Raw genomic sequence first — 14,426 nt, forward strand, 5'->3', positions numbered from 1 at the left:
GGCTTATAGAGTCTGGGATTTATTTTTTTTTTGCAAAAGGGGCCTCGCACTAATTATTTAGTGCGACAGCCCCATTTTATATGCTTTTCTAATAATATGAATAAAATTCCATTATAAATATGTAAAATATATCTATTTTACATATTACATTTAAGAGTTTTTCTTTACTAAAATAAACACTACAATTAAAGTTAATACTTCTCCTATAGGAACACTAATCCAAACTCCATTGATTCCAAAGAAAATAGGCAAAATAAATACACAAATAGAAACAAATAAAAGTCCTCTTGAAAAGGCAATTATAAATGACTCCTTTGCTAATTCTATAGATTGAAAATATGCTCCTGTTACCATATTTACCCCCATTATTATAAAAGCTGTTGAGTAAATTCTAATTGAATTAATTGCAATTGATAAAACATCCTTACTAGGCTTTACAAAAACTCTAACTATTTGCTCTGGAAACAATATACATAGTATAAAAAATGCTACTCCAATAATTAAGGCCGTAACTAATCCTAATTTTCTAAATATAAGTGCTCTATCTTTCAAGTTTGCACCAACATTAATACTTACTAATGGTTGAATTGTTTGACTTATTCCATTAAATAGTGCAACTGCAATTATTCCAGTATTTGAAATAATGCTATAAGCTGTTACCCCATCATCTCCAATAATTTTAAGTATTTGTATGTTAAAAATAAATATTACAAATCCCAATGATACCTCTATAAATAAACTTGGTAATCCACATTTTATTATTCTTATTACATTGGTTAATTTATAAAAACCACTTTTAAACTTTAATGTATTATTCTTTGATAAAAGGTGTGTTAATAAAATAAGAAAACTAATAGTATATGAAAAAACTGTTGCTATTGCTGCACCTTTCATTCCCATTTTTAAAGGAAATACAAAAATATAATCTAATATTATATTTAAGACCCCACTAAAAATCACAGCAAACATAGCTTTTTTAGGTGCTTTATCTGCTCTAATAAACGGTGCTAATATACTACCCATTACAAAAGGAATTGTACCAAATACAACAACTATCATATATTCCTTAACTAACGGTAAGACTTCCTTTGTTGCTCCAAGAATCACTGCAATTTCCTCAAGAAAAACAAAACCAACAATAGTATAAATAATAGCTAATATCAATCCAAATACAAAAGATAAAGTGAATATCTTTTGAGCTTTATCCTCTCTTTCTCTCCCCTTTTCAATAGACATCAATGTTGAACCACCAATACCAATTAAAAGTCCAGTTCCAAAATAAATTGAGTAAATTGGTAATGCTATATTTAATGCTGTTAGCCCTAAACTCCCAACCCCTTGTCCAATAAATATTGTATCAAATAATATATATATTGAAGTAGATAAAGCTGCACACATAGTTGGAAAGAAATATTTAAAATACAACTTATATACATTATCTTTTAATAGATTCATAATACCCCCCAATCATTTTATAAATAAAAGCAAGCAACAAATTATATTAACTTGTCACTTGCATTATTAAATTTATAACTATTTTAAAGTATCTATTCTAACTAATACTGCATCAAGCATTTCTTGATACTTAACTAGCTTTTCTTTTTCACCAGCAATTACTGCCTCAGGTGCTTTAGATACAAACCCTGCATTAGAAAGCTTCTTTTCTATTCTTGTTACTTCACCTTCTAATTTTTTCTTTTCTTTATTTAATCTTTCAAGTTCCTTTTCCTTATCAACTAAGTCTAAAAGTGGCATAAATAATTCTCCACCTTTAACTACTAATGATACTGCATTTTCTGGAACTAATGATTTATCATCTATGAATTCAACTTCAGAAGCTGAACCTAGCTTTTCCATATAAGGAATTCCAGCATTAAATGCTTCCTTAGCTTCATCAGAAATATAGCAAATTACTTTTGCTTTTCTTGATGGTGGTACATTCATTTCAGCTCTAACATTTCTTAATCCTTTAATAGCTTCAATAACAAATTCCATATCCTTTTCAGCTTTACTATCTGCTAAATCTTCAGCATATTCTGGCCATGATGAAATTGTTATAGATTCTCCATCTGTTAATGTAGTGTATATTTCTTCTGTGATAAATGGCATTACTGGATGTAATAATTTTAATCCTGTAGTTAATACAGTGTATAATACATTATAAACTACTCCTTTAGCTTTTTCATCATCACTGAAGAATACTGGTTTAACAAGTTCTATATACCAGTCACAGAATTCAGTCCACATAAAGTCATAAACCTTTTGAAGTGCAATTCCTAACTCATATTTTTCCATGTTTTCAGTTACTTCTTTAACTAAAGTATTCATTTGAGATAATATCCATCTATCAGCTAAGCTATATTCTTTGCAATCAGCATATTTATCCATTACTTCTTTATCAAGATTCATCATAACAAATCTTGATGCATTCCACATCTTATTAGCAAAGTTTCTTGCTGCTTCAACTCTTTCTGGAATATATCTTATATCGTTACCTGGAGAGTTTCCAGTAACAAGCATGAATCTTAATGCATCTGCACCATATTCATCAATAACTTCTAGTGGATCAACACCATTACCTAAAGATTTACTCATTTTTCTTCCTTCAGCATCTCTTATGATACCGTGTATTAATACTGTATCAAATGGAGTCTCTTCCATGTTATGTATTCCTGAGAATATCATTCTAGCAACCCAGAAGAATATAATATCATAACCAGTAACTAAAACATTAGTTGGATAGAAGAAATCTAAATCTTCTGTTTTTTCTGGCCAACCTAAAGTTGAGAAAGGCCATAATGCTGATGAGAACCAAGTATCAAGTACATCTTCATCTTGTCTTATATTTTCAGATCCACATTTTGAACACTTACATGGCGCATCAACTTCAACCATCATATGATTGCAATCATTACAATAGAATACAGGTATTCTATGTCCCCACCATAATTGTCTTGAAATACACCAATCTTGGATATTTTCCATCCAGTTATAATATATTTTATCAAATCTTTCAGGAACAAACTTAGTTTTTCCATTTCTAACAACATCAATAGCAGGTTTTGCTAAAGATTCCATCTTAACATACCATTGTCTTGAAACAATTGGTTCAACAACTGTTCCACATCTATCATGTGTTCCAACATTGTGAGTATGAGGTTTAACTTTAACAAGTAATCCCTGTTCTTCTAAATCCTTAACCATTTGCTTTCTAGCTTCATATCTATCTAATCCTTGATACTTGCCACCTAATTCATTTATTACACCATGGTCATCCATTACTCTTATTATTGGAAGGTTATGTCTTTTACCTACTTCAAAGTCGTTAGGATCGTGTGCTGGAGTTATTTTAACTGCACCTGTACCAAATTCAATATCAACATAATCATCACCTACAACAGGAATTTCTCTATCTGTTAAAGGTAACTTTAATGTTTTACCAATTAAATGCTTAAATCTATCATCATTTGGATTAACAGCTACTGCAGTATCACCAAGTAATGTTTCTGGTCTTGTAGTAGCTATTTCTAAATATCCAGAACCATCTGCTAATGGATAGTTAATGTGCCAGAAGCTACCTTCTTTTTCTTCATATTCAATTTCTGCATCTGATAATGCTGTAGTACATTTTGGACACCAGTTAGTTATTCTATTTCCTTGGTATATAAGTCCTTCATTGTATAATTTAACGAATACTGTTCTTACAGCTTTATTTAAGTTTTCATCCATTGTGAAAGCTTCTCTTGAGAAATCAGCAGAAACACCCATTTTTTTAAGTTGTTCTCTTATATGACCTCTATATTCATCAGACCATTCCCAAACTTTTTCTAGGAATGCTTCTCTTCCCATTTCTTTTTTAACTAAACCTTGCTTTAATAATTCATTTTCAACTTTAACTTCAGTTGCTATAGAAGCATGGTCTTGTCCAGGTAACCATAAAGTACAGTAACCTTGCATTCTTTTAAATCTTATAAGCATATCTTGAAGTGTATTATCAAGAGCATGACCTAAGTGAAGTCTACCAGTTATATTTGGTGGTGGCATCACAATAGAAAATGGCTTCTTAGTTTTATCAACAACAGGAGTGAAATATTTTTTCTCTTCCCATGTTTTATAAATTCTTTCTTCGAAATCCTTTGGATTATACGTTGTGGCTAAATTCTTCTTTTCTTCCATCAATAAAACCTCCTGAATAGTTTTTTATATATTTAAAGTTCTTATATAAAGACCACTTTACAAATTTAAATCAAAATTTTTCTAGTTTATAAATATTATCATTAAATCTATTTATTTAAAGATTAAAATCATACTTATTTCATGGAAATAGTATTACTTTAATTATAATATCCATAATTTTATTTTTAACTCTGTACCTTTGCTCTGTATATTTAGAAAATATCAGAAAGCAACATAAAAAAAGAGCCTTAATCCTAAAAAAGGACGAAGACTCGCGGTACCACCTTTATTCCTACTAAGTAAATTAACATTTTACTTCTTATAGGCTCTTAATTTATATAACGACTAGAATGCCGTCTTTGATTACTACTATTTCACCAAAGAAACTCAAAAGCTACCTTCAGGATATTTCATATAGAAGGCTTACAGCCTAGACCTTCCTCTCTTAATACGTCCTATTCCTTACTCCTCTTTATCACTGTTTTTTAATATTTATTTGTTTTTATATTATGATATTTTCTTACCATTGTCAACAAATCTCTAATAAATTTTTATTAATATTTATCACTTTATATAAAATTATATCCACTAATATAAATTTATAAACAAATTGATTTAAAGTTTTCCAACAAACTCATCATAACTTTCAGGCTTACCATTTCCAAAAATTATTTTAAATTCATTTGTTTCTATATCTCTATAATTAATATATGTTTTATTCATATCTAGTCTAGAAGTATCACTAAAGTTAAACATTTTTAAGACTTGATCTTCTGTTAAGTTTTCACCTAAAGTTCCAGACTTTGCAACCCCACTTAATGTAACTAACTTATACGCACCACATGGATGTAGGTATTCTACTACACTTAATTCACTCTTTTTGTTTTCATTGCACTCTACACAATTACAATTATGTTCGTTACTAAATTTCTCTTTAGTATAAAAATACCCACAACAAGTACAAAGTTTACTAATTGAATATCCATTATTTTCTATTCTAACTAATCCACCACAAATTTTACACTTCTCAATATTTAATACGTTATCCATTTTTATACCCCCATATATCCTTAACTATATTAATTATATTAATATAAGCTAAAACATATGAGGGTATTTAAAAAGTATTTTTTATTTAATATATTAAACTATTAACTATAAATAAATTTACCATCTACATTAGTAACAGCTATTTCTCCTCCATTACTTAACTTTCCAAAAAGAATTTCATCAACAAGCATTGGTTTAATTTCTTGATTAATAATCCTAATAATCTCTCTTGCTCCATATTCTTGAGAAGTTCCATTTTTAGCAATAAATTTAACACATTCTTCATCAAAGGTAATTTTAACATTTTTCTTTAATAACTGTTCATTAAATTTATTTAATTCTCTTCTAGCAATATTTAATGCCATTTCTTTATTCAAGTGATTAAATACAACTATTTTATCTAATCTATTCCTAAATTCAGGAGTAAAGAACTTTTTAACTTCTTCCATAATTGCTTCTCCCTGGATAACCCTTTCACCAAATCCAATAACACTTTTACCAATATCTTTAGCTCCAGCATTAGAAGTCATTATTAGTATAACATTTCTAAAATCAGCTTTTCTTCCTTGATTATCACTCAATGTTGCATAATCCATAACTTGAAGTAAAACATTTAATATATCAGGATGAGCCTTTTCTACTTCGTCTAATAATAAAACACAATATGGATTTTTCCTTATAGTATCTGTTAATAATCCACCTTCTTCGTATCCAACATAACCTGGAGGCGCACCTATTAGTTTTGCTGCTGCATGTTTTTCAGCATACTCACTCATATCAAATCTAATTAATTTCACTCCTAAACTATTTGCTAAAGTCTTTGCTACTTCGGTCTTTCCTACTCCCGTCGGACCAACGAATAGTAATGAACTTATTGGTTTATTTTCATTATTTAATCCTGCTCTTGAAATTTTAATACATCTAACCACTTCATGTATTGCTTTATCTTGTCCAAATATATTCCCTTCAAGATTCTTTTCTAAATCCTTTAATGATGAAACCTCATCTTTTTCAACAGTATTTTTAGGTATATGACATATTCTTGAAATAACATCTTCAATAACTTTTTCGTCTATTAAGACTTCATTTAAATCACTTCTATTCATTGATGCATATGCTCCTGCTTCATCAATAATATCTATAGCCTTATCTGGTAAAAATCTATCGTTTATATATTTACTACTTAATTCAACAGCTATCTTAATTGCATTATTAGTATATTTTACATTGTGATAGCTTTCATAATTTGACTTTAATCCATTGATTATCTTTATAGTTTCTTCTATTGATGTTTCTTTTACTTCAATGGTTTGAAATCTTCTACTTAATGCTTTATCTTTTTCAAAATACTTTTTATACTCATCAAAAGTTGTTGCACCAATAAATTTAACTTTTCCTCCTACTAAATATGGCTTTAAAAGATTTGAAGTATCTAAAGCTCCACCATCTATAGCTCCCGCACCAACAATATTATGAATTTCATCTATATACACAATTGGATTTTCATGCAATTCTATTTCATTTAAAACTTTCTTGATTCTTTCTTCAAAATCTCCTCTATACTTTGTCCCTGCTAATGCAGCTCCAATATCTAATGAAAATATTTCAGCATTTTTTAACTTTTCAGGTACATTACCACTATTTATAAGTCTTGCTAATCCTAATGTTATTGCAGTTTTCCCAACCCCTGGCTCCCCTACATGAATTGGATTATTCTTAGTTCTTCTGCATAATATTTGTATTGTTCTTTCTAAAATTTCTTCTCTTCCTATTAATGGATCAGAATTTTCACCTTTAACTTGCTCATTTAAATTTACAGTTAATGTTTTAATTAAATCTTTTTTGTTATTTACATTTATTTCATTATCAATTTCTTCATTTTCTTCTGAAATTAATCCTTCACTAATATAATCATCATTATTATAATTTTCATGACAAAGCTTGTATAATAAATCTCTTTTTTCTATTCCTTCTTCTTGTAAATAAAATGAAGCATAACTATTTTCTAAATCATATATTGCAGAAATTAAATGCTCCATTGTAATACTTTTTTTACTTGAAAATATGGCTTGTTCACTAGCTTTTATAATTGCTTGCTGAAAACTATAGCTTTCTACTGGGCTATCAGTATTTCCTTCTTCAATATATTCACTAATATATTCATCTAACTTTTTTCTTAAATCTATTGCATTGTAATTTAGTTCCTCTAAAGCATTTATAAATCTATCTTCAAAAGTAATTCCATATAATAAGTGTTCAGCTGTTATAAACTCATCCTTATTGCTTTTTGCAAAATCATAACTCTTTAAAATAATCTCATTAACTTCTCTTGAAATTTCCACCTTTTATTCCTCCTCAATTGTAATATTAAAAGGAAAACCTTCTTCCTTAGCCATCCCCAATGCAATAGCAACTTTTGTTGCTGCTATGTCATAAGGATATACTCCTACAATTCCTCTTCCGATTTTATGAACATCCATCATTATTTTATTTGATGTATTTATATCTTTATTAAATACAGTTTTTAGCACTTCTACTACAAACTCCATGGTTGTAAAATCATCATTATGCATAATAACTTTATAAAGACTTGGCTTTTTTACTTTTAGTTTTTCTTTATTTATTGTTGCAACACCGTTCTCCATTACTTATTTCTCCTATACTTATTCTTTTAATTTCTTTAATACTAATTATATAAATGATATTATTTAATATCAATATTACACCATTACTTTAATATTATAGCAATAATAATTTTTATTTTCTTTTATAACAAAATTAAAGGCTAGACACAAATCTAACCTTTAATTTTATTATAACTCTTTATTATTATTTATCTTGCATCCACTCATAAGTTTTATAGCTTTTTTTATTATGAGCATGAGCTCCTATTCTTTCGCCATTTTCTATACCAACTTCTGAATTTCCAGTTGGATCAATTTTTCTTAATTCATTTTTAGACTTAGGTCTGTCTTTCATCCTATTTTTATTATTATCCATAAATCTTACCTCTTAAATAATTAATAATTAAATTTACTTTTAACTGCTTCCAAAACCGGTTTGAATTCTTCTTCATTTTGGTTGAATAACTTTATTAACTCTTCTTTAGATTTGATATATTTAGAATCATTTTCATCATATTTTACTATTGAACTAGATTCTTTATGAAACTTCATAAATATTATTGGATGTTTTTTTGCAAATGTCTCCATTTCTTCAATATGCCTTTCTGGCTTTGTTGCTTTTTTTAGCCATCTAAATACATAATCATATTTCTCCAATATAATCACTACCTTTTGTTATATCTTAAAATCAGTAGGGTCATAAGTTTTAGCTTTAGAGTACATTTTTCGTAAATTATAAATATCTATCATTTTATTAAATACCTCCATATATTTGTATTGTACAACTATATTTTTCTCCATATCTAACGAAAAATTCACTGTTTCTTTTAACAAATCTTCCTTATTTATACCATTAGAGTATTTAGTTATTAACTTATCTAAATATTCATAATAATAATTTACAAAACTTGATTGCTCTGCATATGTCTTTTCATTATTTTTTAATATTTCAAGCTCACTTTTTAACATCTCTTTATTTTCTGAAATCTCAACTTGCTTTAGCTCAAGTACATCTTTATCAATAGCTGAGTTTAAATACAAATCTAACAATTTATTTTCTTTCTCTTTCAATTTAGTAATTTGCTGATTTAATTTGTTAATTTTAACACTTATGTCACCTTTTAATAAACTGTCTTGCAACTCCATTACAATTAAAGCCATTTTTTCTTTAATAGATTCTCTAAAGTTTTTTACATCTTCGATAAAACTTGTACATTTATTATCAAGTAACTTTTCTAATAGTTCTTCATTTATGTTAGGTGAAGAACAAGAACTACTTTTTCTTCGTCTGTTTGCACATACATAATAAGTATATCCTCTATCTTTGTTTCTATTATAATTACTATTGCAATATTGACATTTAAACTTACCTCTGTAAGGAGACTTTCCTCTATTTAGTCCTCTTTTAGTTGTTTCTGTTGTATTCCTTTCTTTAATACTTTGTACCTTATTAAAAGTTTCAATATCTATTATTGCTTCTATTCTATCTGATTTAACAATATTTACATCTTTATTTCTAGTTATACTTCTTTTATCACCTTCGAATACTCCTGTCGTTCGATATTGTAATGGATTATTGTAACCTGCATACTTTACGTTTCTTAATATGCTAGATATTCCATTTAGACTAAATGGCTTTCCTCTCCTTAAAATGTTATTTTCATTTAGATAATTAGCTATTCGTCTTTTACCTTCACCCTTTAATGATAGTTCAAATATTAGCTTTACCACTTCAGCTTCTTCAGGTATTGCTATCAATCTATTTTCCTTTTTATCATAATTATATCCATAAATTTTAGGATTAGTTAAAACCTTATCCCCAGATTGAGCAAGTTTTTTAAATCCATTTCTCACTTTACTTGATATATCTCTTGATGTTTGTTCATCCATAGAAAGAAATATGTTTAAGGTTAAATCTATATCATCATCTTCAGTAGACTTCCCCCAATCCATGAATTTTATATAGACCTTCTTTTTCCTCAATTCTCTTATTATATCAACTATCAATATATTTCTTGCAAACCTACTAGTATTACTAACACATATGTATTTAAATAATGGCTCTCTATCAGATGTAGTAAATATTAACTTACCTTTTATTGTTTGATAATCTAATCCTGCATCATATAACATATCTAAAAATTGTTCTCTATCAAATACAGTTCCTGTTAATCCTTTATCAGCGTATATTTTAATTAAATTAAATCCATTTTCTTTGGAAAGCTCTCTTTCAAAATATGCCCTTTGATTTTCAAAACTACTTTCCTGCTCCTTTGAATCTGTAGAAACTCTACAATAAGCACATACTTTTTCCATTTTATATTTCCTCCATACACTTTTACGTTATTAATTTTATTGTATCATTTAGGTACATATATCGTAAATTGAGATTTTGAATTTTTTTATTTTTTCTTCCTCAATCTTTTACATTTCCAAAACTAGTTGGCAATAATAACTTGAAAGCAAATTAAGCTTCCAAAAATTTTTAATTATAATGTAAAACATTGTTTTATAAGAAAGAGGTAAAATATGAAAACAAAAATTGTTAACTTTAGAGCTAAAGAAGAATTAGCAGACCTATTAAAGAAAAAGGCAGATGAATTAAATATCACTGTTTCAGCCTTGATAACTCAAACACTGGTAAAAGAATTTGTATTAAATGGAGGTAATAAATAATGATAATAAATAAAATATCAACAACTAACTATTGTGGTAAAGAATTAACTGTATATGGAACATGGGAACAACCTTACTTCTTAGCAAAAGAAGTAGCTGAATGGATTGAGCATAGTAATGTTTCTATGATGTTAAGTAAAGTTGATGATGAAGAAAAAGAATTAATACAAATAGGCACTCTAAACAATGCTTATAGTGCTTGGTTTTTAAGTGAAGATGGATTATATGAAGTGCTAATGCAATCAAGAAAGCTAATAGCTAAGAAATGGAAAAAGGAAGTTAAGAGATTATTAAAAGAGCAAAGAAAAAAAGAAAAAGATTTCTTTTTTACAGGTGTTAGAAAGGAATCTGCAAAAGTTCACCATAACTATCACCAATTGGTTAGTGAAAAGACAGCAATGAACTTAGATATGTTTATCTATTCCCTAGTGAGCTTAGAGCTAACCCCTAACGAATTACATTGTAAACAAGACCACTATTTACTAAATAATGAATCAATAATTTTCTATAATAAGGTAATAGACTTCACATATGAAACTATACAGCTTTACCAAGCATATGGTAAAGAGATACATCTACCCGAGTTATTTGAGATAATAGCCAATAGGTTCTTTAGAACTGCTAAAGAAGTTCATGCTCATAGAGAAAAATTTACTAAGATGTTAATCAAAAGACCTGTAGAAAATGGTTTTGGAGAAGAATATGTAGAAATCTATGTATTAAAAAACTAGGGGATAAATTCCCCTACTAATAATAAAACTTAAAGAAAAGAGGTAATAAACTTATGAAGAAGAAAATCCAATTTACAATTAAAGAATACAACTTATCAACTAAACAAAAGAGAGATATTACAATGGATGAAAGTCAATTCATTCATATCCTATGTGAATTAGCAGGAACTAAATTAACCGAAGGATTTCATCTACCTTGGTTAGTAAAAGTTGTTGGAATAACTCAAGATAATTACAATGACGTAGTAATTGATGGTATTGACTACGAGTTCTATATCGCAACAACTAGCCAAATGAAAAAGAATGAAGGATATTACATTGCCAAGAATGATGCTCTACTTAAAAATGCACTAAAGGCAATTGAAAGAATAGTATCAGCAGATAGATTGGAGAAACAAAAAGGAAAAGAGCTTTGCATCAATAAAGATATTTTAGCAAGATTCAGTCTTCTATTCTCAGGGAGCTATAAGACAAATATTATTCCTAATTTCATAATTGTTAAAGATGTTGATTATTCAGTTATAAGAAATGATATTAAGATATTCAACAGCTCCAATGAATTAGTTAAAGCTCAAGGTGATGATTGTATTTTAAAAGTAACAGCCTTTGATGGATGTGGAATTGCAGGTAACTTAGTATTCGAAAAGATAAAGCATGAGCTTAAGATGGATTATATACCTAGTTGGATTACAATCAGAAGTAGTATGGCAACTAAAGGCTTAATCACCAATGTAGATATACTTGGTTACTTAGATGAATTTCATGGTGGTACAAGGACTATCATTGACTATAGGGGTATTCCTAGAGCTATTAAAGAAGATTCTATTATTATAAATGAAAGTATGGCTAAATGGTGTGGATGGTTTGACTCCCAAGAAGACTATTATAATTCCCAAGATAAGAAATTTTCACATTTAACAGATTGTTTATATATAACTAAAGTAGCCAAGAAAGAAGCTAAAAAAATTGCAACAACATCTTACCAACTGCTTACAATGTTAGCTATTACTCCCCATGAGTATGCTGAGTTAGCAAAACCAACAAAAGATTTCCTTTACAAAGTGTACCAAGGTGATAAAAATGCTGTTCTAGAGTTCCTTAAAATCATCTCTAATAGTAGTGTCGATGAAGCTACTACAGAAGTAAAAGAAACTGTAGTTAATAAAGCTGATAAAATCTCTAAGCTACTACAATTGGATTTTGATAAATATATTAAAGTACCAACTATAAAAAAAAGCTTAGTTACTATGTTGAAAAGAAAGACAGCCGAATTAGCTTCGGGGAAATTTTACATTAATGATTCTAATTTCAAAGTTGCTGTAGCAGACCCACTACTATTCTTAGATTATTGTGTTGCTCAAACTAAAGCTAATAACACCATTGGAAATTTAAATGAGGTTACTGGTGGATTAGTTCCTAGCGAGTTTTATGTAAAAGGAGAAATCGGAAAAAGATTCTGTGCTAGATTTCCATTAGCTTCTTATCAAGAGATTACAAATGAAATCTTGGTACAAGCTCCTGCTTATGATAAGTATTGCAATTTTACAAATGAAATGATTATCTTTAATCAAAGAGGAATTGATGCAATGATTAAATCAGGTTGTGATTTCGATGGAGATATTCTATTAGTTTCTAATAATGAAATATTAATGAATAGCGTTGTTCCTCCTGCTGATGGTCTATTATTTGTCAATAAGGAAGATGGTAAAAGCGTTCCTATGGTCTACACTGATGAAAATAGAGTTTATTGCAATCTCAAAGTATTAGGTGATAAAATAGGTCAACTTGCCATAACAAGCTCTACTATTGGTGATACTGCTCAGGAGTATGGATATTTTAAAGCTGATGGTACTTTCGTAACTAACAAAGAAGTTAAAGATTTAAATTTAGATATTCAAAATCTAAAATCATTATGGAGTCTGAGTGAAGTTGAAAGAAAGCAACACTATATAGATAGATTCCATAGCATTGATAAAAAACTATGTGAAGGAATAGTTCTACAAATGAAAGCTATAGATTCTCCTAAGACATTGGAGGCTGTAACAGAAGAACAAATGAATAACTTTATAAAAGGCTATGAAGAAAAGCCAAGCTTCTTTCCATTGCTTCCCGATAAAAACTACCATTGGAAAGTTTGTAAAGATACTCCATCAATTATTAGTGGCTATGCTTATGAGATGACTAAAGCTCCAAATAACATAGAAAGAAAATACCATGGTCTTCATGCTAAAGTTATGAGATATTCTAATTTATACATTAATGATGATACTCCAATTATGGCTGATACTTTTGTAACAGCTCTAGTATTATCTGCCGATGAAGGTAGAGCTCTTGAAGTAAGTAATATGATTCAACGTAACTATGATAAATTTCAAAAAGAAAATAATTATAGAAAACAGACTATCTGTAAAACAGGTGGCTTTGGTGAAAAGCTACTAGATTATGAATTTAAATACTCACCTGAGGAAAGACTATTGATGTATAAAGCATCTTGCTTAGCTCAAGAAATTTATGCTAAAGAAGTATTTGATAACTACTCACAAGAAGAAGTTGCTAAAGGGATTCAGATATTTCTAAGTAAAAATGTTAAAGATGTTAATAGATATATAATAGACTTCTATTGGTCTTCACTAGAATTTATTCTATCCCTTCAATACAAAACAGCATCCCAATTAATAGAAGATTCAGAAGGAGAAATAAGTTTATTCGATAGCTACAAGTTAATTGAAGTTAGCATTAAAAACAGTAATTATTTTGATGGAAAGATAAGTAAAATAGAATCTAACAAATTGAATAGAAAGCTAGAGATAGAATCTATTAAATGCAAGTTAGTTGATGGTGTTACTGAACTGCCACCCATAGTTAATTTGGAATTAAGCAAGGATGGGTTAATAGTTAATCATCTTAGTGGACAAAAGCTAGGCACAGTTTACAAAGACCATATCCACAAAGAACTACTTAACAAAAACGTTAAGCTTAAATCTTACTACATCGGAGCTAGAAGCACTACTCTAGTAATAGATGAAATACTGTAACCCCCATGAGAGTCAGCAATGGCTCTCTTTTTCATATCAATTCTGACAAAAAAATAAATTTTAAGCTCATTTTAAATTAGTATTCGTCTATTATTTTTAATTCTAAAATTCAAAAAAACAAGGTAGAGCGACTA

General features: G+C 28.5%; 11 protein-coding genes and 1 other annotated feature. Of the genes, 3 read left to right on the top strand and 8 right to left on the bottom strand.

Features of this window, described 5'->3' with window-relative positions; genetic code table 11:
• Positions 1-150: 150 nt before the first annotated feature.
• From ABUA17_RS12445 to ABUA17_RS12480, 8 genes are all read right to left on the bottom strand, one after another.
• A complete protein-coding gene (locus ABUA17_RS12445) occupies positions 151-1,455 on the bottom strand; it encodes an MATE family efflux transporter (RefSeq protein ID WP_042402823.1) in 1,305 nt (434 codons plus the stop codon).
• A gap of 78 nt (positions 1,456-1,533) precedes the next feature.
• Complete coding sequence (locus ABUA17_RS12450; protein WP_042401556.1) at positions 1,534-4,176, bottom strand: valine--tRNA ligase; 2,643 nt, start codon at positions 4,174-4,176, stop codon at positions 1,534-1,536.
• A gap of 257 nt (positions 4,177-4,433) precedes the next feature.
• Positions 4,434-4,664: a binding site (T-box leader), on the bottom strand.
• A 127-nt stretch (positions 4,665-4,791) separates the two neighbouring features.
• A complete protein-coding gene (locus ABUA17_RS12455; RefSeq protein WP_042401560.1) occupies positions 4,792-5,226 on the bottom strand; it encodes a hypothetical protein in 435 nt (144 codons plus the stop codon).
• Between the two features lie 101 nt (positions 5,227-5,327).
• Complete coding sequence (gene clpA, locus ABUA17_RS12460; protein WP_042401564.1) at positions 5,328-7,568, bottom strand: ATP-dependent Clp protease ATP-binding subunit ClpA; 2,241 nt, start codon at positions 7,566-7,568, stop codon at positions 5,328-5,330.
• Positions 7,569-7,571: 3 nt separating this feature from the next.
• Positions 7,572-7,871, bottom strand: coding sequence for an ATP-dependent Clp protease adaptor ClpS (locus tag ABUA17_RS12465; RefSeq protein ID WP_042401567.1), 300 nt, complete (start codon positions 7,869-7,871; stop codon positions 7,572-7,574).
• 184 nt (positions 7,872-8,055) lie between these two features.
• Positions 8,056-8,226, bottom strand: a complete 171-nt coding sequence (locus tag ABUA17_RS12470) for a hypothetical protein (protein WP_172676173.1) — start codon at positions 8,224-8,226, stop codon at positions 8,056-8,058.
• Positions 8,227-8,246: 20 nt separating this feature from the next.
• Positions 8,247-8,516 carry a hypothetical protein gene (locus ABUA17_RS12475; RefSeq protein WP_242833268.1) on the bottom strand — a complete coding sequence of 90 codons (270 nt, stop codon included), beginning with the start codon at positions 8,514-8,516 and terminating at the stop codon, positions 8,247-8,249.
• A gap of 9 nt (positions 8,517-8,525) precedes the next feature.
• On the bottom strand, positions 8,526-10,166 hold the full coding sequence (locus tag ABUA17_RS12480; RefSeq protein ID WP_349819620.1) for a recombinase family protein: 1,641 nt from the start codon (positions 10,164-10,166) through the stop codon (positions 8,526-8,528).
• Positions 10,167-10,379: 213 nt separating this feature from the next.
• On the opposite strand from ABUA17_RS12480, the gene ABUA17_RS12485 reads away from it, so the two are divergent.
• The 3 genes from ABUA17_RS12485 to ABUA17_RS12495 are packed head-to-tail and all read left to right on the top strand — an operon-like array spanning position 10,380 to position 14,292.
• Positions 10,380-10,526 carry a hypothetical protein gene (locus ABUA17_RS12485; protein WP_349818072.1) on the top strand — a complete coding sequence of 49 codons (147 nt, stop codon included), beginning with the start codon at positions 10,380-10,382 and terminating at the stop codon, positions 10,524-10,526.
• Positions 10,526-11,257: a BRO-N domain-containing protein gene (locus ABUA17_RS12490; protein WP_349818071.1), complete on the top strand. Its 732-nt coding sequence runs from the start codon at positions 10,526-10,528 to the stop codon at positions 11,255-11,257. The genes ABUA17_RS12485 and ABUA17_RS12490 overlap by 1 nt, the downstream gene beginning before the upstream one ends.
• 53 nt (positions 11,258-11,310) lie before the next feature.
• Positions 11,311-14,292, top strand: a complete 2,982-nt coding sequence (locus tag ABUA17_RS12495) for an RNA dependent RNA polymerase (RefSeq protein ID WP_349818070.1) — start codon at positions 11,311-11,313, stop codon at positions 14,290-14,292.
• The last annotated feature ends 134 nt before the right edge of the window (positions 14,293-14,426 follow it).

The organism is Clostridium sp. RTP31139st1_H3_RTP31139_211217, assembly GCF_040227035.1.
Lineage (GTDB): Bacteria > Bacillota > Clostridia > Clostridiales > Clostridiaceae > Clostridium > Clostridium saudiense.

What these genes read in the sequence shown, in the direction of transcription:
- ABUA17_RS12485 (WP_349818072.1), top strand. Translation starts at nt 10,380, where the DNA reads ATGAAAACAAAAATTGTTAACTTTAGAGCTAAAGAAGAATTAGCAGAC.
- ABUA17_RS12450 (WP_042401556.1), bottom strand. Translation starts at nt 4,176, where the DNA reads ATGGAAGAAAAGAAGAATTTAGCCACAACGTATAATCCAAAGGATTTC.
- ABUA17_RS12445 (WP_042402823.1), bottom strand. Translation starts at nt 1,455, where the DNA reads ATGAATCTATTAAAAGATAATGTATATAAGTTGTATTTTAAATATTTC.
- ABUA17_RS12495 (WP_349818070.1), top strand. Translation starts at nt 11,311, where the DNA reads ATGAAGAAGAAAATCCAATTTACAATTAAAGAATACAACTTATCAACT.
- ABUA17_RS12490 (WP_349818071.1), top strand. Translation starts at nt 10,526, where the DNA reads ATGATAATAAATAAAATATCAACAACTAACTATTGTGGTAAAGAATTA.
- ABUA17_RS12480 (WP_349819620.1), bottom strand. Translation starts at nt 10,166, where the DNA reads ATGGAAAAAGTATGTGCTTATTGTAGAGTTTCTACAGATTCAAAGGAG.
- ABUA17_RS12470 (WP_172676173.1), bottom strand. Translation starts at nt 8,226, where the DNA reads ATGGATAATAATAAAAATAGGATGAAAGACAGACCTAAGTCTAAAAAT.
- ABUA17_RS12455 (WP_042401560.1), bottom strand. Translation starts at nt 5,226, where the DNA reads ATGGATAACGTATTAAATATTGAGAAGTGTAAAATTTGTGGTGGATTA.
- ABUA17_RS12465 (WP_042401567.1), bottom strand. Translation starts at nt 7,871, where the DNA reads ATGGAGAACGGTGTTGCAACAATAAATAAAGAAAAACTAAAAGTAAAA.